Raw genomic sequence first — 21,594 nt, 5'->3', positions numbered from 1 at the left:
GCGGGTGGTGCGTTGTTTCAAAGACAGCAGAACGGCAACAAACAAACGACAGGCGTTATAAAAAGCATAAGAAACTGCAAAGAATTCGTGAAGATGCGACGTGGCGCATGGTGTCAGCCGCCAGGCGAGGCGCGCGGCGCGCTGGACGCACGCACGATCAGCTCAGGCACCATTTCCGAAAACGCCGGCGGCGCGGCATCGGCTGGCGGCGCGGGTGCATCCACCAACTGCTGGCCCAGCAGCAGGCGCAGCGCACGCGCGCCCAGCCCGGCGATATCCACCCGCATGGTGGTCAGCGCAGGCAACACGTAACGCGCCATCGGCACATCGTCGAAGCCGGCCAGCGCGATGTCCTGCGGCACTTTCAACCCGGCATGGCCGAGCGCAAACAGGCAGCCCAGCGCCATCATGTCGTTAGCGGCGAACACCGCATCCGGATGCACGTCCTGCGCCAGCGTCTGGCCGGCGCGGTAGCCGGATTCTTCATCAAAGTTGCCCGGCAGCACCCACGGCTGCGCATCCGCATCCAGCGCCAGCTCGTCGCGATAGCCGCGCAGGCGCTCGTGCGCGTCGAAGTTGTCGGCGGGGCCGGCGATGAAGGCAATGCGGCGGTGGCCGCTGTCGCGCAGGTGGCGCGTCATCACCCGTGCGCCGCCGTAGTTGTCGACATTGAGCACCGGGCGCTGGCTGGCGCGGCCGGCGCAGTTGAGCAGCACCGCCGGCAGGCCGCCGGGCAATGCGTCTTCGTGCACGCCCGAATCGCCCAGCGATGGCGACATCACCACCACGCCATCCACGCGCCCGGGCAGGCGTTCGAGGGCGCGCCGCTGCGCTTGCGGGTCGCCATGCGAACTGGACACCAACAAGTGATAGCCCTGGTCGCGCGCCACCTGGTCGATGCCGCGGATCAATTCGGAAAAGAACTCGCCATGCAGATCCGGCAACACCACCCCGATGGTGTGGGTGCGACGGCTGCTCAGGCTGCGCGCAGCGTGATGGGGAATGTAGTTAAGTGCGCGCGCCACCTGCAGCACGCGCTCGCGGACCGACTCGGCCACGTGCTGATGCCCGTTCATGGTGCGCGACACCGTGGCCACCGACACCTGCGCCTCGCGCGCCACATCCTTGATGGTGACGCTGCCGCCTTCCGAACGGGGCCGACTCATGGCGCTTTCTCCAAAACAAGGCGGTGGCGACCGTACGCCAGCACAGGGCGCACGGTCTGCTGGCGCAGAACGTTCGTGTCGCACAGGCTCATGAATGTCATCGGCCCCATCCGATGGCGACCTCGAAGCGAGATGGCGCGCACGCTAGCAGGAACTGCAAGCGCTTACATGATGCGCCGCACCATTGGGTCAAACATAGCTGGGACAAGGGCTGCGACCTAGTGGGTGGACAAAGTTGTCCGAATAAGACAACAGCAGCCAATGTCGGACACCGGCTGACATCGTGCAGGAAACCACGAAAACCTAACATCTTTGGTCCATACCTTTGCGTACGGCAGCGTCGCGCCTTGCCGCCAGTGCATTCAGACAGCAAGATGCGCCGATCGATCAGGGGAACATCGTGCGCATGTCGCCATTTACCGTCCGCGCCGGCCGGTGTCAGTCCATTGCGTGGGTGCTGCTGGCTGCGCTGTGCATTGGCGGCTGCCAGCGCAACGACACTGCCGCCCCTTTGCCCGGTGCGAATGCCGAGCCGGCCGCCGCGATGCAGTCGATGACCCTGCCGTTGCGCCGCAACGATCTGGTCGCCTATGCGCGGATCCGGGTGACGCCTGCGCAATACACCCAGTTGGAAGCGGCCTGGCGCAGCGGTGCCAGCCGCTGGCCGCTGACCGAGCTGCCGCTGCCCAACGAAGTCGGTGCGCTGCTGGGGTCGTTGTCGGCACCCGATGCCGAGCGCCGTCTGCAGCAGGCGTTCGACGCGCAGCTGGCCGGGCAGTCGCGCGGCATCGCCCAGGCCGCGCAGTCGCTGGGCCAGTTCGGCGTGCAGTACCTGCGCAGCCGTAGCGATTACCAGCCCGAGCAGCGCGCCCATTACGTGCAATTGGTCGACGCGCTGAGCGCCTGGGCGGCCACCGCGCCGCTGGCCGATCGCCCGCGCGCCAAGGCCAGCATCGCCGACCTGGTGGCTGCGGCCCGCGCCACCGGCATCAGCTCCGACGCCGACCTGCAACGGCTGGGCATGGAAGAAAGCCTGCGCCGGCTGGGGCCGTTCTGGGCGGCATGCAAAAAGGTGCTGGAGCGCTACGACCTGTCGATCGACACCAGCCTGGACGCGTTGCGCACCGGCTTGATCAAGCAGGACGGCGATAGCGCCCAGGTACGGCTGCGCTATCCGCTGGCGGCGCACGCCATCGACCTGACCGTGGCGCTGATCAAGCGCGATGGGCACTGGTACCAGCAGCAGACCCAGAACGAGATACAGGCGCTGCTCGACGCCATGCCGGCCAAGCCCTTACCCGATGCTGCGGCAGGCCCCGATACGGCGCTGCTACCGCCTGCACCGGCCCCAGACGCCGGGCAACGCCCGGCTGGGCGATAATGACCGCGATGCCAGAACAGAACCCCCTGCCGTTTCCGGACGGCCAGCCTGCCCCGACCACCCCGGTCGCTGCCGACCCCGGCGCGAGCGCGGCCGCCCTGCCGTTGCCGACCGCCGCCCCGGTGCCGCCGGAAGCATCGGCGTCGACAGCGCCGCTGCTGGCCACTGCACGTCAGGCCAAGCGCCCGTGGTGGGCGCGCCTGCTCGGGCGCCTGGCCGACCCGTGGCTGAGCCTGACCATCGAGCCGGAACCGCTCGCCCGCTACGACGACGGCACCCAGGTGGTTTACGTGCTGGAGGACTACGGTCTGTCCAGCGCCCTGATCCTGGACAAGGCCTGCCGCGAGGCCGGCCTGCCATCGCCCTTGGTGCCACTGCCGGGCGACCCGCTGCAGCGCAAGCGCGCCTACCTGGCGCTGTCGCGGCGTAGCAGCAGCAATTCGCTGATCCCCGAACAGCGCGGCGGCAAGACCCATTCCGACTCGCTGGCCAAGCTGCTGCAGGCGCATCGGGTGCGCGCCGATCTGGACGTGCATCTGGTGCCGGTATCGATCTTCGTCGGGCGTGCACCGGACAAGCAGAGCGGCTGGTTCGCCGTGCTGTTCTCGGAAAACTGGGCGCTGGTCGGCCGGTTCCGCCGCCTGCTGGCGGTGCTGCTCAATGGCCGCACCACCATCGTGCGTTTCGCCCCGCCGATCTCGCTGCGCCAGACCATGGCCGAAGGTCTGCCGCCCGAGCGTACCTTGCGCAAATTGCAGCGCGTACTGCGCACGCATTTCCGCCGTATCCGCGAGGCGGTGATCGGGCCGGATCTGTCCACCCGCCGTCTGCTGGTGGACCAGGTGCTGGCCGCCGACTCGGTACGCGAAGCCATCGCCACCCAGGCCAAGCGCGACAACTCCAAGCCGGTCGATGCCTGGCGCAAGGCGCATGCCTACGCGTGGGAAATCGCCGCCGACTATTCCAGCCCGGTGGTGCGTTCGGCCAGCTTCCTGCTCACCCATGTGTGGAACCGCATCTATGCCGGCGTGCTGGTGCATCACCTGGACAAGCTCAAGCAGGCCGCGCCCGGACACGAAGTGGTGTACGTGCCCAGCCACCGCAGCCACATGGATTACCTGCTGCTGAGCTACCTGCTGTACGAACGCGGCATCGTGCCGCCGCACATCGTGGCCGGCATCAACCTCAATCTGCCGGTGGTCGGCACGCTGCTGCGCAAGGGCGGCGCGTTCTTCATCCGCCGCAGCATCCGCGGCAATGCACTGTATTCGGCGGTGCTGAGCGAATACGTCGCGCAGCTGGTGGCCGGCGGCTATTCGATCGAATACTTCGTCGAAGGTGGACGTTCGCGCACCGGGCGCCTGCTGCAGCCCAAGGGCGGCATGATCGCGATGACGCTGCGCGCTTATCTGCGTCAGCCGCGCAAGCCGGTGCTGTTTCAGCCGGTCTACATCGGCTACGAGAAGCTGATGGAAGGCAACAGCTATCTGGACGAGCTCACCGGCCGGCCCAAGGAAAAAGAATCCATCTGGGGACTGCTGTGGTCGATCCCCAAGGTGCTCAAGCAGAACTACGGCCAGGTGGTGGTGAACTTCGGCGAGCCGATCGCGCTCAACGACGTGCTGGCCAAGCACGCCCCGGACTGGGACGGCCAGCCGCTGCCGGAAGATGCAAAACCCAGCTGGCTGGCACCGGCGGTGGATACCTTGTCCACGCAGATCCAGACCCGCATCAACTGCGCGGCCGACGTCAACCCGATCAACCTGCTGGCGCTGGCGCTGCTGTCCACGCCCAAGCACGCGATGGGCGAGGCCGATCTGATCGCGCAGATCGAGTTGTGCAAGAAACTGCTGGCGGAGATGCCGTATTCGGACCGCGTCACGGTGACTCCGCATACCCCGGCACGCATCATCACTCACGCCGAAGAGATCAACGTGCTCACGCGCGTGTCGCACCCGCTGGGCGATGTGCTCAGCGTCAGCGGCGATACCGCGGTGCTGCTGAGCTACTTCCGCAATAACGTGCTGCATTTGTTCACCGCATCGTCGTGGGTGGCGTGCTGCTTCCAGAACAACCGCCGCATGAGCCGCGCCGGTCTGATCCGGCTGGGTCGCACGGTGTACCCGTTCCTGCAGGCCGAGCTGTTCCTGCCGTGGAGCGAAGACCGCTTTGCCGAACGCATCGAACAGACCATCGACATGTTCGTGCGCGAAGGCCTGCTGCTCAATGTCACCGAAGACGACGGCGGCATCCTGACCCGCAATACCGGGCAGACCGATGAAGTGTTCCGTCTGCGCGCGATTGGCCACTCGCTGCAACAGGCATTCGAGCGCTATTACATCGCCATCTCGGTGCTGGTGAAGAACGGCCCCGGCGTGCTCGGCGCCGGCGAGTTGGAAAGCCTGTGCCAACAGGCGGCGCAGCGTTTGAGCCTGTTGTACGCACCTGCCGCGCCGGAGTTTTTCGACAAGACCCTGTTCCGTAGCTTCATCCAGAAACTGCGCGAACTGCGCCTGGTCTGGCCGGACGAGAACAGCAAGCTGCTGTTCGATGAGCGGCTGGATGCGTGGGCGAAGGATGCCAAGTTCATCCTCGGCCGCGAACTGCGTCACACCATCGAGCGAGTCAGCCCGGAGGCGGTGAAACCGGATGTGGTGTTGCCGCCGGAGTGAGGCGGCGGTCTTGGCGGTAAGGGCCGCGCACGTGGCGAAGCGCGCGGCACTGCTTGGCGCTGACGCAGTGTTGCCGTTCGGTTGAGTTGGAAATGGTGCGACATCGCGCGCTGCAGAGCGGCCGCAGTAAATCGAACGCGGTGCTGCCGCTGAAGTGGGACAGCGCGGCAGAGACGCAACGCGCGCGCGGCATAGACAAAACACCAGCGCGGCATCAAGGCACCCCACCTGCAGCAACGACCCGGTGACTCCTTCTCCCACCGGGAGAAGGTGGCGCATAGCGCCGGATGAGGGTGCGGCTGCAGGTAACCGTGCTGCACACCGCTCCTCACCAGGCATCGATCCGAAGCATATCCCACGACCCGATGATTCCTTCTCCCACCGGGAGAAGGTGGCGCGTAGCGCCGGATGAGGGTACGGCTGCAGGTAACCATGCAGCCATGCAGCACACCGCCCCTCACCAGACATCGATCCGCAGCACAGCGAGATTTCACACAACAGTTGCGTTCGTTTCATCAGCCGCTTGCGCGCATGTCGATAGCATCGAACCACCTTTCACAGTGATCGAGCGCATCGCAATGCTGATGCGCTTGGCAGGAGATTCCATGCGCGCAGCCATCCATACCCAATTTGGCGATCCCGCCAAGGTGCTTGAACTCGGCGAACGGCCCGTACCGCAGCCCGGCAAGGGACAGGTGCGCATCGCCATGCGCCGCTCACCCATCCACAACCACGACCTGTGGACCGTGCGCGGCAACTACGGCTACAAGCCGGAGTTGCCGGCGATCGGTGGCAGCGAAGGGGCAGGCGTCATCGACGCCCTGGGCGAGGGCGTGGAAGGCCTGCAGACCGGGCAGCGCGTGGTCGCGGCCGGCGTCCACGAAAGTTGGGCGGAGTATTTCCTGGCCGATGCAGCTGGCGTGGTCCCGCTGCCCGACGCACTGGACGACGACCGCGGTTGCCAGTTGATCGCCATGCCCCTGAGCGCCCTGATGCTGATCGAATTCCTGCGCGTGGAAAAAGGCGACTGGATCGTGCAGAACACCGCCAACGGCGCCGTCGGCAAGACCGTGGCCATGCTTGCCGCCGCACGCGGCATCAACGTGATCAACCTGGTCCGTCGCGATGCAGGCGTGGACGAACTCAAGGCGCTGCGCATCGGCAATGCAGTTTCCACTGCGCAGGACGGCTGGCAGGACACTGTGCGCGCACTGGCCGGCGATGCGCCGATCATCCGCGCCGTCGATTCGGTCGCTGGCACTGCTGCCGGCGACTTGATGGGGCTGCTGGCCGAAGGCGGCGAGCTGGTGTCGTTCGGGTCGATGACCGGCGAGCCGCTGCAGATCTCCAGCGGCGATGTGATTTTCAAGCAGGCCACGGTACGCGGCTTCTGGGGCAGCAAGGTGATGCAGGCCACAAAATCAGAGGACAAGCGCCGCATGATCGGCGAGCTGTTGAAGGCCGCCGTTGATGGCAGCCTGGCCTTGCCGGTGGAAGCAGTGTTCGACCTGAAAGATGCGGCCAAGGCAGCTGCGGCAAGCGACGAGCCAGGCCGCCGCGGCAAGATCCTGTTGCGCGCTGGCTGACACGCGCGTGGCTTAGCAAAAAGAGTGTCAGGAGGTTCGGGGCTGGTCGCGATCGGAGCAGTCCGTGTGCGGCCGAAGTAGAGCAACTGCGGCCAGAGTGGAACAACGCGGCCAGGGTAGGAATCTGTGGCGCCCACGGCGGACGCCGCACTCGCTCTTGTACTCGAATCCGAATCCACACCCACATGCATCTGCACTCAAATCCGGAACAGGGCAGGAGTAGGGCAGGGCAGGGCAGCAGAAGGTGCAGCAGAAGGACCGAAATCGGGCCCCATGTCCGTAGGCAAATTCAAACCTGTGAGCCGATTCGAATCGCGCCCGTCCCCTCATCCGCCCCTGCGGCGCACCTTCTCCCGCAGGCGGGAGAAGGTGCGCCGATACCTGCTGTGAAGCCCCTCTCCCGCCTGCGGGAGAGGGGTTGGGGTGAGGGGACGGCTTGCGAGGCACGGTGCGTCCACCCCGTGTGCTGCTTCACCACTGCTACAAAGTCGATCAGCCTAGGTCACGCCAGACCAGCGCCTGTAAAGGATCGCCGGACACCTGACACCGAAGCGCAGGTCCAAGCGCACCTGCCCTCGTAACGAAGGTCCAGGTCCGGGCAAAGCCCCCAACGCCTCAAGCGGGCTCGTCGGGCACCAGCTCCATTTCCAGCCGGATAATGCAGTCCTTGATCTGCAATTTGCGCTTCTTCAGGCGCTTCATCTGCAGCTCGTCTTCCAGGTTCGCGGGCATGCGCTGGATTTCGTCGTCCAACGCACGGTGCGTGCGTCGCAACTCGGCGATCTGTTCGACGATCTCGGCGGGTGAGAGGGTTTCCACGCCCCGAGCATACACAACCCCGGGCGACCCGCGTCACCCGCGCTTGCCAAGCGGCCGCAGGCTGCGACAATGCGTGTGCGCCGTTGGGGAAACGGCGGCGCGCCTCACCCCATCATTGCCGCGCGGCTACGGCCGTCGAGAAAGGAGTCTTTACGATGCGTTTGCGTTCTTCCCTGCTGGCCCTGAGCCTGCTCACCGCCGCCAACCTGGCCTCGGCCGCCGATGTGGCCAAGTACGACGGCTTTCTGTGCTGCAACCTGCGCACCGACGGCAGCTGGATCAGCGACAGCAACTACGCCGAAGACGGCAAGCGCGTGCTCCCAGTCGGCACCCCGGTCAGCGTCACCGGCTTTGGCCGTAATCGCGTCAACCTCAAGATCGCCGGCGAAAAGCAGTCCATCGGCAACGATTACAGCCGCGACCTGGACAACACCGCCTTCGCCGCCCGCTACATCGTCACCGCCGATCCCAAGCTCAAGCTCGCCACCTTCCCGCCGAAGATCCGCCAGGCCATCGTGGACGGCAAGCTCACCGGTGGCATGACCCGCGAACAGGTGCTCATGGCGGTCGGCTACCCGATCAGCAGCGAGAACCCGAATCTGGAAGCCTCGTTGTGGCGCTACTGGCGCGACAGCTTCGCCGAGTACCAGGTGCAGTTCGGCCCCAGCGGTAAGCTGGTCAAGGTGACCGCCGACCCGCAGCTGATGAATCTGGTCTGGGTGCCTTGATTTCACATGGCGGCCGTGTTTCGTGCGCGGTCGCCACTTAGCTGGTTCGTCATCGCGGCACCTCTGCAGATCACAGAGAGCGTACCGCGCTTCGACCAGCGTGCGGGACACCATTCAAGCAGACGCCCATGCCGTTTCTCTGTGGCCCAAAAAACTCGCGTTTCACCTACACAGGGAGCTTGTGTCCACATCTGGATCTGGCCTTGCGCTCTACAGCCCGCTCACTCGGCGAAGCGATTTTGGAATATGAGGCGCATTTCAACACCAAGATAGAACCGCTGGCTGAGCCATTCGAAGGAAATCCTGAGAATGTCGGAAAGTACTTCCACCTGATTGACCGCGATGACAGCGCAAATCGGATTGTAGACATTCATATCTTTCGTAAAAACAGCGAAATATGCGTCAAGCAGGATCTCGACTTCCCATTGGAACCCGACGATGTCGTTGAATTAGGTGAGCTGATCTGTTGATCGCTGTCAGCATCGCACGGTGCGCCCCAACAAAGCGCGCATCTTGTTTTGCAGTTAATGACCGCAATTTTTCTCAGCTTTCTATCTCAACAAAGATAGCGGAAACATCTTCTGTAACATTGCTGAGTGATGAGTGGATCTCGCCGAGTCCAGAGAGATCGTTTTCTAGTTGTGCTTCCTAGCAAGGAATTGGCGATGGAATTGGGCTTGATCATGCTGAGTTGCGAACAGAAGGCATGTTGTCGGTATTGCGAACAGACCAAAGACTTGCTTGCGGATGTCATCGTGTATCCGGGCATGGTTCTGATCTGCCAGCGTTGCCTTTGAGAAGGCCTGGCGTTGTAAGCAAAGCGCTTGGGTTGGATATCACGATGGTTTGAGTTCTCCCAGTAAGCAACAGGCATCTTCCGGCTGCAGTCGTTTATCTATCCTCCGATGTAAGACGATTGGTGGCTTTCGCCCTCATAAGAAGAGAACAAGTTAATGACAAACCCATACGACTCTTCGCCGATCCACTCAGCGACTTACTCGCTCAACGACACCATGGTAACCACAGCGCTAGAGCTTCCTGGGCATCGAATCATCCGCAATCTGGGCTTGGTGCGCGGTATTACCGTGAGGTCGCGCTCAATCGTCGGCAACTTCTTCGGCAGTCTTCAGAGCTTGTTCGGCGGCAACATCACCATCTACACCGAACTGTGCGAACAGGCGCGCTCGGAGACCTATCGCGACATGGTGCAGCATGCCAGGCAACTTGGCGCCAACGCCATCATTGCGGTGCGCTACGACGCTACCGAGTTGATGGCCGGCCTGACCGAAGTCCTGTGCTATGGCACCGCAGTTGTCGTCGAGGCGCAGCATGTATAGCGGCTCACGCGTTCACGGAGTGAGCTCCGTGAAACTACGGGGTATGGTGGAAGCCGTTTTGGCTCTGGCAACTTGGCTACCAGCGGCGCAGGCGTCGAACTCGTCCACCTTCATGTCCGAAGTCGGGCGAGTGTCGTCTGTGAAGGTCGCAAGCACCGGATCGCCTCTGGGCCTACATCACACACTCCGGAGCCGCTGCCGCCAGGTATGAAACGCCTAAGATGACTATTGGCGGTCCCTCGTGGCATGGCTGGGACGTGCACGCGTTGCAAGAAAGCGGAGGTGACCTCACCCCCTTCAGAAAGCGACGCTGTGCATTTTTCAGCAGTGGGCAATACCCGACCAAGACTGCCTTACGCTGAACTCTCAGGGCAGGCTCTGGCTACACGACTTGGCGGGATGCCCGGATGTTAGAAGACACAGATCGCTGACCGCCAAGGCGCTAAGCTTCTGTATCGGCCAACCAGGCGCCACACAGCGAATCAACCATGCAGCGAAATCTGGATCTGTATCCCAAAGACGATAACGGTGACACCCTGTGGCACATTGCGCAGCAGGGCGTGGATCTTTCCAAGCCGCGCGAGATTGCGTTTTCCGTGGTGTTCCCGAGCAAAGAGTCGGCACTGGAATTTTCGGTGACGTTGCTGCGCTTCGAGCAGAAGGTGCGTTGCTGCCATTACCCGGAAAACACCGCGTTTCCGATGGATGTCACGGTGTATCCGACCATGGTGCCGACATACAAGGCGATTTGCGCGTTCGAGGAGGAGTTGGCGGCAGAGGCCAAGCCTTTGGGCGGGTTGAACGATGGATGGGAATTTTCTGTAGACACCAAAGACGTCTGATGTGTGCGGCAGGTGCGTTGGAGAGCGCGGCGTGCGGGCTCTCCAACAGGTTGGGCCACATCAGCGCGGCGATTGCGGGACGCGGCGCAGCTGTGACACGTCGTAGCCCATCGCGGCAATGCGCGTGAGCGCCTGCTGATAGTCGGCATCGGAGACCTGCGGGGTCCGTGCCATGTACCAGACGTAATCGCGCTTGCTGCGCGCCACGATGGTCTGGGTGTAGTCAGCATCGCGCCAGGCGATGACATATTCAGCCTTGAACGGCCAGAGGAATTGCATGCTCCACAGCGCGCCGTTGCCATTCTCTGCGACTTGGCCGATCGGGTGCATGGATTTGAGCGGGGCCTGGAAGCTGCCTTTGCGGAAGGTGAAGGTGGTCTGGATACGGCCATCCGGTCGCAGCGCATAACTCTCTACTGCGTCGTAGGCTTTGCGTTCTGGACGGGTCGGAATATGTGCGATGACATACCAGTCGCCCATGAAGCGCGGCACGTCAACGCTGTCTGCGCGGGGCAGTGCGGCGCGCGGCTCGCTGCCGCTTGCATTGCCGTAGACCGCAAGGGTGAGTAAGAACAGCATCGACGCCTGGCGCATGGCAACCTCTCTCAACAGTCTCAGTGCAGGGGCATACGTTGCGACGATGCGTGTGGATGCAGCGTGCAATGCACCGTCTGTCGAAAGGCACGATGGTCGTCCGGTCGTTGACAGGCGCTACTGTAGCGGCTCCCTGGCGGGCACATAGGCAGAAGAACAGAGGCATTAAAGAACAAGGCCCGGATTATCCGGGCCTTGTTCTTCTACTTAGTAGGAAGAAAAGTCCCACTTCTGATTTACATCGCCAGTGCAGTCCCAAATGTAGGTGCGCGCACCGTTTGTGGCGCCACGGCCAGGATCGGCCAAGCAACGATTACTACCAACATTGCGGATTTCGCCAAGGAAATGCCAGGCCTGATGAGCGCCGCCGTTGCAGTCCCAAATGCGTACCGCATTTCCGTCTTGCGTGCCGCCGTTCGCTGATTCCAAACATTTCCCGGCATAGCGCAGGCTTCCTCGCTCGCCCACTTCCCAGCGCTGCTGGGCCGCACCACTGCAATCCCAAAGCTGAACCAGGGTTCCGTTTGCTGTGGAGCCACCCTCGACGTCTAGGCATTTACCACCGATGCCCGTAATACGCCCAGAGATTGGATCGTAGTTCCAAGTCTGACCGGCATTCGCCTGTGCCGAAAAAATCTGCAGCTTTGTACCGTTATTGCTTGATTGACCGATTGCATCAAGAACTTTTCCGCCGACGCCAACGATAGAGGCGCCCGTGAACCACCACTGCTGATTTGATGCACCCAGCCCGTTCCAGAGCTGAAGCGTGGTGCCATTGGAAGTCCCGAGGCCCTTGGAGTCGAGCACCAAGCCGCTGGGTACGCTGCGGATATAGCCAGAGCCAGACACAACGCTCCACATTTGTTGCACATTCTCGTTGCAAGAATACTGCTGAATCTCGGTCCCGTTGACCGAGCCGCCGCCTACGGCATCAAGACATTTATCGCCTATTCCCTTAATTAGCCCAAAAGCAGGCAGCGGCTTCAAAGTGATAGGTGCGGAGGATGAAGCCTTAGAAAAGTTTGAGTCTCCAGTAAAAGAGGCTGTAATCGTGACGTTGCTGTACTGGCTAGGGACCGTATAGCGAACAGAAAAATTTGCTTCACGCGCATAGAAAAAGTTATATGTGCAACGCGCATAGTCTCCCCCGGTAGCAAACAGACATCCCTGATCCACCTCGACGACCCGATTTACGACAGGGGTATTCGCACGACCGATACGGAACTGACCGATCGACACACCATTTGCAAAAAAATTGACACGTCCACCAATATCGTCGCCTGCAGCGGGATTGCCAGAGGTCACGCCAAGTGCAGGTGCAGCCACCTTGACATTTATCGTTACCGTCTCACTAGCGGAAGGGAAGAGGTTTGAAGACGTAACTGTGGTGGTTGTTTCATAATTCGAAAACCGCGAGCCAAGTGCCGAGGCTTGAAACGATACCGCAGCAAGTGCTGCACAGGCGATGCTGCCTATTCCTTTCATTATTGCTCCACTGGGTTGATTGATTATTTAGGCCCAAATGGGGGCGCACGATGTAAAACGCCCACCACAAAGCAGGCGTGCGCCGCGCCTTGCGTATGAGCGGATCTTCTTGAGGCGTGCCCCCAATTTGGCTCGGCAATCATGCCACTTCTTTCGAGACAAGCAACACCACTTGCAAGCACAACAGCTACGTGGTCGATGGATGTTGTTTTGGACCATGCCACCAAGAGCTATGTGACCAAATAGCTAGTAGTCGCTGACGACGGGACGTATGAGGAGTCGCAATCGCCGTTGACCGCGTGATCTCGGATCACGTGGTACGGCGCTGACTGGATTGGGATGCATACAGTCGCAATCTGCCGAGTGTGATCTGCAACAAGCAATCCACCTTTTCTAGAGGTGTTATGAACTTTGAAGGGTAGGGGCATCATTGCCGCCATCTCACCAAGGCGAGACAGCATCTTTCCCGTACGGATAAATCGTCGCAATCGTCCCATCCGCCAGATGCTCCAGCGGTGCCATCTTGATGTTGCGCAGATGGGTCTGGCCGCCCGATACCACGGCGTCGTGATAGAACAGATACCACTGGCCGTCGAAGGCGCAGATGGAGTGGTGGGTGGTCCAGCCGATCACCGGCTGCATCAGCACGCCCTGGTAGTGAAATGGGCCATACGGCGCGTCGCTGGTGGCGTAGCAGATCAGGTGCGTATCGCCGGTGGAATACGACAGGTAATAGCGACCGGCGTGGCGGTGCAGCCAGGGGCCTTCGAAGAAGCGACGGCCGAGGTCGTCGGCGCGTAGCGGGGTGCCGTGTTCGTCGAGGATGACGATCTCGCGCGTGGGTTCGGCCAGTGCGGTCATGCTCTCGTGCAGGCGCGCCACGCGCGGGCCCAGTGCGGGCGCATCGCCCACCGGCTCCTGGTTGGTCTGCGCGTAGCGGTTGTCGCGGTAGTGCTGCAGCTGACCACCCCAGATGCCGCCGAAGTACAGGTAATGCGCGCCATCGTCGTCGGCGAACACGGCCGGGTCGATCGAGTAGGTGCCGGCGATCGGTTCGGCTTCGGCGGTGAAGGGGCCGTGCGGTTGGTCGCCGACTGCCACACCGATCTGGAAGATGCCGTCGGCGCGCTTTGCCGGGAAATACAAATAGGTCTTGCCATTGCGTTGCGCTGCATCCGGTGCCCACATCTGGCGCTGGGCCCACGGCACGTCGCGCACGTGCAGCACTTCGCCCAGGTCTTCGACCGGCGCGTTGGGATGCGCCATGCGAAAGACGTGGTAATCCTCCATGCCGAAATGCGAGCCGTCGTCGCTGAAGGCCACGCCGGCATCGATGTCGTGCGAGGGATAGATGTACAGCGCGCCATCGAAGACGTGCGCGGATGGGTCGGCGGTGTAGAGATGGGTGACCAGCGGTGCGGAAATGGCGGCGCGCGCCAGGGCCTGCAGTGTGGCGGCTTGCAGTTCATCGGACATGCGCGGACCTGTGCATGAGGTGGAAGGAAGGGTTAGGGCGACGCGAGCGGAGCGGCCTGACGGCGCACGCCCAGTTCGCGTTCGATACGGGATTCCAGCGGTTTGTCGATCTCGTAAAACACCAGCAGTGCGGTGCCGAGCAGGAACGGGATGGACGCATACACGCTGATGGCTAACCGAATGCCGTCGGTGACCGCGCCGCTTTGCTGCGGCAGCGCAGCGTCGTAGCCATAGACGGCGAGCAGGCCGGCGACCAGTGCGCCGCCGACGCTCAGGCCGATCTTCAGGCCGCACAATATCGCCGAAAAAATGATGGCGGTGGCGCGGCGGTGGTTCTTCCACTCCGAGTAATCGGCCACGTCGGCAATCATCGCCCACAGCAACGGGATGGTGATGCCGTAGAAGAAGCCGTGTAGCACATAGGAGCCGAATACCCAACCGATGGCAGTCGCCGGATACACATAGAACGCCAGCAGAAACAGCGTGGAAATCAGCAGCGCCCCACCAAACACATTGCGCTTGCCGTAGCGGTCGGCCAGGCGTTTGGAAAACCCGATACCCACGATCATGGCCAGGATGCCGCCGGCACTGAACACACTGAACGCCGAGGTCGGCGCGTCTTGCGGCCACTGCAAGGCGCTCATGCCGGCCCCGGTCAGCACGCTGTTGATTGCGGCAATAAACCGGTTGAATCCAGCGGCATCGAGAAAGTGGGTCAGCGCGCCCGCGTCGAGGGTGTACTTGAAGTAGTAGATGTACATCCCGCCCTTCATGGCGAGATTGATGAAGACCAGAATGGTCAGTGCCAGCATCACCAGCCAGGGTTTGTTGCGTACCAGGTCGGTGAGGTCCTGTCGCACGCTGCTGCGTTGTTCGGCGATCGGCAGCACGCGCTCGCGGGTGGTGAAAAAGGTGATCAAAAAGCACAGCGTGCCGACCGCGGCGAACAATCCCATGGTGTTGCGAAAGCCTTGCGCCTTGTCGCCATTGCCCAGGATCAGCACCAGCGGCAGCAGCAGGACCTGGATGATGAACTGCGCAAACGTCACCGCCAGAAAGCGATACGCCGACAGGCTGTTGCGCTGCTCCATGCTACCGGTGAGCACGCCGCTCAGCGCCGAATACGGCAGGTTGTTGGCCACGTAGACCAGCATCAGCAAGGTGTAGGTGGCAAATGCGTAGGTGATCTTGCCGTGCTCGCCCAGCGCAGGTGTGTTGAAGGCCGCCAGCGACAGTGCGCCAAACGGCAGTGCGGTCCACAGGATCCATGGGCGGAATTTGCCCCAGCGGGTGTGGGTGCGATCGGCCAGGATGCCGATGATGGGCGTAAACACGAACGCGCCCAGCAGGCCGACCACGAAGATCAACGTGGCCGCCGCGCTCGCCGGGATGCGGAATACGTCGGTGTAGAAGAACGCCAAAAACGTCACCAGCGTCTGGAAGATCAGATTGGCGGCCAGGTCGCCCAGGCTGTAGCCGATCTTTTCGCGCACGGAGAGCTGCTGTGATCGATCGTTCATGAGGTGAGGCGGGCTCGAAGAGTGCTGCGGAAAACGCCGCGGCGCGCGCTACGCCGCTGGCCGCGATCCGTCTGGATCGCGGTTGCAGGCGCAGTGCCTGAAGTGTCGGGCAAAACATCGTGCGCCGTCGCGCAGGCACGTTGGACGGCGCGCGGCAGACGGAGTGCACGCGAATCACGCGTGCACTCCGAACACCGGCTACACCCGGCAACCAACGGCGAGCGCGTATCGATGCTCACTGTCAAAACGTGCCGCGGATGCCGAGCATGACGGTGCGGCCGGGCTCGTACAGGTCGTAGGTGGCGTTGGGCCACGCATAGGTGGTGCGCAGCGGCTCGTCGGTGATGTTGGTGACGTTGAGTGTGAGTTGCGGCTTGGAAGGCAGCCAGTCCAGCGCGTAGCTGGCCGACAGATCCAGCTGGCCGCGTGCATCGGCATTCAGGCGTGCGTAGGGGATGCCGTTCTGATTGGCGCCGGAGATCACCATGTCGTCGTTCCAGGTGTAGGACAGGCGCACCGAGGCGGCGTTCTTTTCCCAGTACACGGTGCCGTTCCACAGATTGGGCGCCACACCGACGGCCACTGCGGGAATGCCTTCGCCTTCCGAAGATTGGGTGACATGGGTGTAGTTCACGCTGAAGCCCATGCCGTCGACCAGCTTGTCCAACGGCTGCACCCAGATCGCTTCGGTGCCGCGGATGTTGAGCACGCCATCGGCGTTGACCTGGGTCTGCACGTCGACCGTGGCGGCATTGGGGCCACCGCGCTGGTCCAGGCCGGCTTGCTGGATCGGCAGCAGGCTCTCGTAGGGCACACCAAGATCGTTGAAGGGAATGCGCCGCACGCCATTGACGGTGAAGCCGCTGATGCGCTTGTTGAACAGCGTCAGGCCCACATAGCCTTCGCCGCCGGTGTACCACTCGCCGCCGAAGTCGACATTGGTGGACAGATACGGCGCCAGGTTCGGATTGCCCTGGGTCGCGGTCTGTGCGGACGGGTCGCTGAAGTTGGTGTTGGGCAACATCGCGCTCGGGTCCGGGCGCGTGAGCGTGCGCGAGCTGGACAGGCGCAGCACCACGTTGTCGGCCACATCCCAGGCCGCGTTGAACGAGGGCAGGGTTTCGGCGTAATCGGAATCGAGTACCTGCACGCGGCGGATGCCGTTGATGGTGACCGGGCCGGTGATGGTCTGGTCGGTGGTGACGTAACGCACACCGGCGTTGAAGCGCAGCGTGCGGTTCCACACTTCGGTTTCGGCGTTGGTTTCGATGTAGAAACCCAGGTTCTTTTCGCGGATGCCGCCGGCCGAGGCGCCGGTGTTGGCGGAGTTGGTTTCCGGGGCGGAATCGCGTAGCGCGTAATAGTTGGTGTCGCCCAGGAAACGGTTGAAATCGGCAGTGATGAAGCCGCCCGGGCCGGGCCGCAAGTAACTGGCCAGGGCCGCATTCGGGACTGCGGAGCCGGGGCCGCCGTTGCACACGTTGCCGCCACCGCCGCGGCACACCACCTGCTCCCAGGCGATGCTGTTGTCGAAGCCGCGAATGGTGCGCTCGGCCTGGTCGTAGGCAGCGCCGATCTTGATGTTGCGCTTGTCTTCGCCGAACTGCAGATCGGCACGTCCACCACGGGTCTGGGTGACGCGTTTTTCGTTCTGGATATTGACCCGTCCGCCGCTCCAGCCCCAGCCCAGGTTCGGGTCGTTGAGATCGAGCGGGCTGCTGATCGACGGGCGGTCACCGCCTTGGTTGCGGTAATCGACCGTGGTGAACGGCGAGGTGACCAGGATGCTGGGCGACTCGCGATCCAGCCAGCTACGCGTGGCGTTGGCCTGCACGTTGAGCTTGATGTCCTGCTCGGCACCGAACAGCAGTTCGGCACCGGGATTGACGCTCCAGAACTTGACCTCTTCGCGGTACGGGCGCGCTTCCAGGAAATACTGCGCGTTGGCGAAGGTGGCGCTGGTGACTACGTTGTTCTGATCCAGCTGCATGCCCAGCGGGATCATATTGCCGTTGCGGCCGATCAGATTCATGCTGATCCGCTCGGTGGTGCGCTTGGCTTCGGAGTACAGCGTGTCCAGGTAGAAATGCATGCTGTCGGAGGGCCTCCATTCCAGCGACATCACCGACGCATCGCGGTCGCGATCGCCATTCATGTACACGCTGCGGCCCAGGCGCGGAATCAATGCATCGCTGATCTGGTCGATGCTCAAGCCGGGGTTGCGCGCCAGCAGCCATGCCGCGTCGATGGTTTCGCCGGTGGTCAAGCCGCTGCCGGCGGTGGCCGGTACGCGGTCGGGAATGCGCCAGTTGCCGCCGCCGTTGACGTTGCAGGCCGCCGGTTGATTGGTCGCCGGCGTGCCTGCAGGCGGGGTGAGCCCGCATTGGGTATAGGTCAGGCCGGGGTTGGTCCAGCCCACGCTTTCGAAGCCGCGCACGCCCAGCTTGCTGCGCACCGAGGCCACGCCGAACAACGCGCCGAGCGTGCCTGCTTCGTTGGTCCAGCTGCCCATGAAGGCGCCACGCGGGGTGGTCTTTTCGCTGGTGCTGTTCCAGTCGGCCTGCGCCTGATAGGTGAAGTGCACGCCGGGGCGGTCGAACGGGCGCGCGCTGCGCATGTCCACCACACCGGAGACACCGCCTTCGAGCATGCTTGCGGTGGGCGTCTTGCTCACGGTGAGCTGGGTGAAGAATTCGGTGGGAAACAGGTTCAGATCGACTTCGCGATTCTGGTTCTGCGCATTCAGACCGATCGAGGCGGTGGCGATGCTGGCGCCGTTGAGCGTGGTCTTGGTGAAGCTGGTGCCCAGGCCGCGGATGGCGATGTTGAGGCCTTCGCCGTTGACGTCGCGCGAGAGCTGCACACCCGGGATGCGGTTGAGCGACTCGGCGATATTCATGTCCGGAAATTTGCCGATGTCTTCGGCAAACACGGTGTCGGCAAAGCCGACCGAGTCGCGCTTGGCATCGGTGGAAAACTGGATGCTGCGTCGGTAGCCGGAGACGGTGACGGTGTCGAGCTGGGTCACTGCATCGTTGTTGCCGGCCGTGGCCGGTGGCGTTTGCGCGGCGCTGTCGGCGTCGGTGGACTGTGCCCAGGCGGCAGTGCTGGTAATGCCCAGCAGGATGGACCCCAACGCGCAGGACAACGCGGTACGTGCGTAGCTGTTCTTCACCGTATTCCCTTCCCTAACAGGTGAGCAGATGTCCCACGCATCGCCCCTGCGTAGGGAGTGCCGCTGCCCGGAATCGGCGCGACGATGATGCGATGGGGGAGACGGGCGATCAGTGGCGCTGGATGTTAGCGCTACCAAATTCAGAACATCACGCTGCAGGGCAGCATAGTTGCCGGGGCATAGCGAAGCGGCGCTGCCATGACGCTGCACTGCGAGCACGCAACGCCGACGGACGGTCGCCGCGTGCTGCACTGCGCGATGGATTCCTGCGTGCAGCGTGGTAATGGTAGCGCTATCACCCGTGGCGCAAGGCCACCTTCGTGCAGGTGCAGTGGTCGATGAATCGAATCGGACAACGCGCAAGCGACATGCTGCTTGCGCCCTTGCTTGCCGCGATGCGCAGCAGGTATCGCGACAACGCAGGCGACACGGTTGCGCGCTTGCAGGAGCCTTGCCCATGAGCGATGCGCCTGCGGCCGATGCTGCCCGCCCCGGAGCGCGCCTGGGCCGGGTGCGCTGGCGCGTCTGCGCGCTGCTGCTGGCAGCGACCACCATCAACTACGTGGACCGCCAGGTGCTGGGCGTGCTGGCGCCGTTCTTGCAGACGCAGATCGGCTGGAACGAGATCCAGTACGGTTACATCGTCACTGCGTTTCAGGCGGCGTATGCGCTGGGCCTGTTGTGCAGCGGTGCGGTGATCGACCGCTTCGGGACACGGCTGGGCTATGCGTTGGCGATCGGGGTGTGGAGTCTGGCGGCGATGGGCCACGCGTTGGCGACCAGCGTGGTGGGCTTTGCGATTGCGCGGTTTTTCCTGGGACTGGGCGAGTCCGGCAACTTTCCCGCCGCGCTCAAGACCGTGGCCGAATGGTTCCCGCGCCGCGAGCGCGCGCTGGCCACCGGCATCTTCAATTCCGGCTCCAACATCGGTGCCATCGTCGCGCCCTTGCTGGTGCCGGTGATTGCCACTGCCTGGGGCTGGCAGGCGGCCTTTCTGTTTACCGGGATATTGAGCGCTACCTGGCTGGTGGTGTGGTGGTGCAGTTACCACGCGCCCGAGCAGCAACCCGGTCTGTCGAGCGCAGAACTTGCGCACATCCGCAGCGATGCGCATGAGCCGGTGCAAGCGCGGTTGTCGTGGCTGCAGGTGCTGCGGCATCGCCAGGCCTGGGCGTTCGTGCTGGGCAAGTTCATCACCGACCCGATCTGGTGGTTCTTCCTGTTCTGGTTGCCGAAATTCCTGCATGCCGAGTACGGCCTGAGCCTGCTGCAGCTGGGTGCGCCATTGATCGTGATCTTCGTGCTGGCCGATATCGGCAGCATCGCCGGTGGCTGGGTTGCCGGGCGCTTCATCGCGCGCGGCTGGAGCGTCAACCGTGCGCGCAAGACCGCGATGCTGATCTGCGCCGTCTCGGTGGTGCCGATCGTGTTTGCCGCACGCGCAGACAATCTGTGGCTCGCGGTGGGTCTGATCGGCCTGGCCACCGCTGCACACCAGGGCTGGTCGGCCAATCTGTTTACGCTGCCCTCGGACATGTTTCCGCGGCATGCGGTGGCCACCGTGGTGGGCATCGGCGGATTTGCCGGCGCAGTGGGCGGCATGTTGATCGCCACGTTCATCGGGTTTCTACTGCAGGCGACCGGCAGCTACGTGCCGGTGTTTCTGATGGCCGGTTCGGCCTACCTGCTGGCATTGGCGGTCGTGCATGCTCTGGTGCCTCGGCTGCAGCCGGCGCAGCTGCCTGCGGCCACCGCAACGCCTCCATCTTCCTGAGGAATCACCATGTACCTGCACACCGCGAAAATTGCACTGTTGCTGGCAGCAAGCATCGCATCGGTGGCGCAAGCCGCGCCGCTGGCAGCGGGCGCGTCCAAGTTTCTGGGTAGCGCATACAGCCCGCAACAGGCGCAGGGCTTTGCGCAGTACTGGAACAAGCTCACCCCGGAAAACGGCGGCAAGTGGGGCACGGTAGAGGCGGTACGAGACCAGATGGACTGGCGCACATTGGATACCGCTTACCGGTTCGCAAAAGCCAACGGCATGCCGTTCCAGATGCATGTGATGGTGTGGGGCAATCAGCAGCCGGAATGGATCAAGACCTTGCCCCCGGCCGAGCAGCGCCGCGAGATCGAGCAGTGGTTTGCCGCCGTGGCCCAGCGCTACCCGGACATCGACCTGCTGGAAGTGGTCAACGAGCCGCTCAACGACCCGCCCAGCAAGGCCGACACCGGCGGCGGCAATTATCTGCAGGCGCTCGGCGGTGACGGCGCCAGCGGCTGGGAGTGGGTGCTGCAGTCGTTTCGGCTCGCGCGCCAGCACTTTCCGCACACCAAGCTGATGATCAACGACTACAGCATCACCAACAACACGCAGGCCACGCAGAAATATCTGCAGATCGTGCGGTTGCTGCAGCGCGAACAGTTGGTCGATGCCATCGGCATCCAGGAGCATGCGTTCGAGACCACGCCAAACGTGGCGATGTCGGTGCATCGCACCAATCTGGATGCATTGGCCGCCACCGGCTTGCCGATCTACATCACCGAATTCGACCTGGATGGGCCAAGCGATGCGCAGCAGCTGGCCGATTACCAGCGTGTGTTCCCGATCTTCTGGGAGCACCCGGCGGTGCGCGGCATCACGCTGTGGGGATTCCGCCCTGGCCTGTGGCGCGACAAGGAAGCCGCTTATCTGGTGCGTGGCGATGGCAGCGAGCGCCCGGCGATGACCTGGTTACGCGATTACGTGGCGGCCCATCCCGGCACACCTGCGCCCTGACGCGCGCGTTGCATGACCCATCTCAACTGTTCGGTGC

The 21,594-nt window shown here is 63.0% G+C and carries 16 protein-coding genes; 9 read left to right on the top strand and 7 right to left on the bottom strand.

Features of this window, described 5'->3' with window-relative positions; all coding sequences use genetic code 11:
* Positions 1-113 precede the first annotated feature (113 nt).
* Positions 114-1,166, bottom strand: a complete 1,053-nt coding sequence (locus tag ABQU90_RS22205) for a LacI family DNA-binding transcriptional regulator (protein WP_055854668.1) — start codon at positions 1,164-1,166, stop codon at positions 114-116.
* Between the two features lie 406 nt (positions 1,167-1,572).
* On the opposite strand from ABQU90_RS22205, the gene ABQU90_RS22200 reads away from it, so the two are divergent.
* From ABQU90_RS22200 to ABQU90_RS22190, 3 genes are all read left to right on the top strand, one after another.
* Positions 1,573-2,547, top strand: a complete 975-nt coding sequence (locus ABQU90_RS22200; RefSeq protein ID WP_323523274.1) for a hypothetical protein — start codon at positions 1,573-1,575, stop codon at positions 2,545-2,547.
* Complete coding sequence (gene plsB, locus ABQU90_RS22195; protein WP_115554999.1) at positions 2,547-5,219, top strand: glycerol-3-phosphate 1-O-acyltransferase PlsB; 2,673 nt, start codon at positions 2,547-2,549, stop codon at positions 5,217-5,219. The genes ABQU90_RS22200 and plsB overlap by 1 nt, the downstream gene beginning before the upstream one ends.
* A 605-nt stretch (positions 5,220-5,824) precedes the next feature.
* Complete coding sequence (locus tag ABQU90_RS22190; RefSeq protein WP_323523275.1) at positions 5,825-6,805, top strand: zinc-binding dehydrogenase; 981 nt, start codon at positions 5,825-5,827, stop codon at positions 6,803-6,805.
* 615 nt (positions 6,806-7,420) lie between these two features.
* On the opposite strand, the gene ABQU90_RS22185 is transcribed toward ABQU90_RS22190, so the two are convergent.
* Positions 7,421-7,624 carry a YdcH family protein gene (locus ABQU90_RS22185; RefSeq protein ID WP_055854679.1) on the bottom strand — a complete coding sequence of 68 codons (204 nt, stop codon included), beginning with the start codon at positions 7,622-7,624 and terminating at the stop codon, positions 7,421-7,423.
* A gap of 155 nt (positions 7,625-7,779) precedes the next feature.
* Between ABQU90_RS22185 and ABQU90_RS22180 the strand changes: the two genes are divergently transcribed.
* The 4 genes from ABQU90_RS22180 to ABQU90_RS22165 all read left to right on the top strand — a co-directional run bounded on the left by ABQU90_RS22180 (position 7,780) and on the right by ABQU90_RS22165 (position 10,531).
* Positions 7,780-8,352 (top strand): hypothetical protein, encoded by a 573-nt coding sequence (locus ABQU90_RS22180; protein ID WP_055854683.1) that lies wholly within the window; start codon positions 7,780-7,782, stop codon positions 8,350-8,352.
* Positions 8,353-8,480: 128 nt separating this feature from the next.
* A complete protein-coding gene (locus ABQU90_RS22175; protein ID WP_323523276.1) occupies positions 8,481-8,822 on the top strand; it encodes a hypothetical protein in 342 nt (113 codons plus the stop codon).
* Between the two features lie 483 nt (positions 8,823-9,305).
* On the top strand, positions 9,306-9,689 hold the full coding sequence (locus ABQU90_RS22170; RefSeq protein ID WP_323523277.1) for a YbjQ family protein: 384 nt from the start codon (positions 9,306-9,308) through the stop codon (positions 9,687-9,689).
* A gap of 488 nt (positions 9,690-10,177) precedes the next feature.
* The gene (locus ABQU90_RS22165) at positions 10,178-10,531 is read left to right on the top strand and encodes a ribonuclease E inhibitor RraB (RefSeq protein ID WP_323523278.1); all 354 of its coding nucleotides are present in this window, start codon (positions 10,178-10,180) and stop codon (positions 10,529-10,531) included.
* 60 nt (positions 10,532-10,591) lie between these two features.
* Here ABQU90_RS22165 and ABQU90_RS22160 read toward each other — a convergent pair whose 3' ends face one another.
* From ABQU90_RS22160 to ABQU90_RS22140, 5 genes are all read right to left on the bottom strand, one after another.
* Complete coding sequence (locus ABQU90_RS22160) at positions 10,592-11,125, bottom strand: lipocalin family protein (protein ID WP_323523279.1); 534 nt, start codon at positions 11,123-11,125, stop codon at positions 10,592-10,594.
* Between the two features lie 207 nt (positions 11,126-11,332).
* Positions 11,333-12,610, bottom strand: coding sequence for a ricin-type beta-trefoil lectin domain protein (locus ABQU90_RS22155; protein WP_323523280.1), 1,278 nt, complete (start codon positions 12,608-12,610; stop codon positions 11,333-11,335).
* Positions 12,611-13,051: 441 nt separating this feature from the next.
* On the bottom strand, positions 13,052-14,086 hold the full coding sequence (locus tag ABQU90_RS22150; protein ID WP_323523281.1) for a glycoside hydrolase family 43 protein: 1,035 nt from the start codon (positions 14,084-14,086) through the stop codon (positions 13,052-13,054).
* Between the two features lie 32 nt (positions 14,087-14,118).
* Positions 14,119-15,606, bottom strand: a complete 1,488-nt coding sequence (locus tag ABQU90_RS22145; protein WP_323523282.1) for an MFS transporter — start codon at positions 15,604-15,606, stop codon at positions 14,119-14,121.
* Between the two features lie 241 nt (positions 15,607-15,847).
* Positions 15,848-18,781, bottom strand: a complete 2,934-nt coding sequence (locus ABQU90_RS22140) for a TonB-dependent receptor (RefSeq protein WP_323523283.1) — start codon at positions 18,779-18,781, stop codon at positions 15,848-15,850.
* Between the two features lie 283 nt (positions 18,782-19,064).
* Here ABQU90_RS22140 and ABQU90_RS22135 point away from each other — a divergent pair, with 283 nt between their 5' ends.
* Positions 19,065-20,555 carry an MFS transporter gene (locus ABQU90_RS22135; protein WP_407078798.1) on the top strand — a complete coding sequence of 497 codons (1,491 nt, stop codon included), beginning with the start codon at positions 19,065-19,067 and terminating at the stop codon, positions 20,553-20,555.
* A gap of 9 nt (positions 20,556-20,564) precedes the next feature.
* A complete protein-coding gene (locus ABQU90_RS22130) occupies positions 20,565-21,557 on the top strand; it encodes an endo-1,4-beta-xylanase (RefSeq protein WP_323523285.1) in 993 nt (330 codons plus the stop codon).
* Positions 21,558-21,594: the final 37 nt, after the last annotated feature.

Source organism: Xanthomonas sp. WHRI 10207 (assembly GCF_040202975.1).
Taxonomy (GTDB): Bacteria; Pseudomonadota; Gammaproteobacteria; order Xanthomonadales; family Xanthomonadaceae; genus Xanthomonas.
Note: the sequence above shows the minus strand (reverse complement) of the source record. Positions and strands in the feature narration are given on the sequence as shown.

Coding starts and splice junctions, on each gene's coding strand:
- ABQU90_RS22205 (WP_055854668.1), bottom strand. CDS start 1,166: ATGAGTCGGCCCCGTTCGGAAGGCGGCAGCGTCACCATCAAGGATGTG.
- ABQU90_RS22200 (WP_323523274.1), top strand. CDS start 1,573: ATGTCGCCATTTACCGTCCGCGCCGGCCGGTGTCAGTCCATTGCGTGG.
- plsB (WP_115554999.1), top strand. CDS start 2,547: ATGACCGCGATGCCAGAACAGAACCCCCTGCCGTTTCCGGACGGCCAG.
- ABQU90_RS22190 (WP_323523275.1), top strand. CDS start 5,825: ATGCGCGCAGCCATCCATACCCAATTTGGCGATCCCGCCAAGGTGCTT.
- ABQU90_RS22180 (WP_055854683.1), top strand. CDS start 7,780: ATGCGTTTGCGTTCTTCCCTGCTGGCCCTGAGCCTGCTCACCGCCGCC.
- ABQU90_RS22175 (WP_323523276.1), top strand. CDS start 8,481: ATGCCGTTTCTCTGTGGCCCAAAAAACTCGCGTTTCACCTACACAGGG.
- ABQU90_RS22170 (WP_323523277.1), top strand. CDS start 9,306: ATGACAAACCCATACGACTCTTCGCCGATCCACTCAGCGACTTACTCG.
- ABQU90_RS22165 (WP_323523278.1), top strand. CDS start 10,178: ATGCAGCGAAATCTGGATCTGTATCCCAAAGACGATAACGGTGACACC.
- ABQU90_RS22160 (WP_323523279.1), bottom strand. CDS start 11,125: ATGCGCCAGGCGTCGATGCTGTTCTTACTCACCCTTGCGGTCTACGGC.
- ABQU90_RS22155 (WP_323523280.1), bottom strand. CDS start 12,610: ATGAAAGGAATAGGCAGCATCGCCTGTGCAGCACTTGCTGCGGTATCG.
- ABQU90_RS22150 (WP_323523281.1), bottom strand. CDS start 14,086: ATGTCCGATGAACTGCAAGCCGCCACACTGCAGGCCCTGGCGCGCGCC.
- ABQU90_RS22145 (WP_323523282.1), bottom strand. CDS start 15,606: ATGAACGATCGATCACAGCAGCTCTCCGTGCGCGAAAAGATCGGCTAC.
- ABQU90_RS22135 (WP_407078798.1), top strand. CDS start 19,065: ATGGTAGCGCTATCACCCGTGGCGCAAGGCCACCTTCGTGCAGGTGCA.
- ABQU90_RS22130 (WP_323523285.1), top strand. CDS start 20,565: ATGTACCTGCACACCGCGAAAATTGCACTGTTGCTGGCAGCAAGCATC.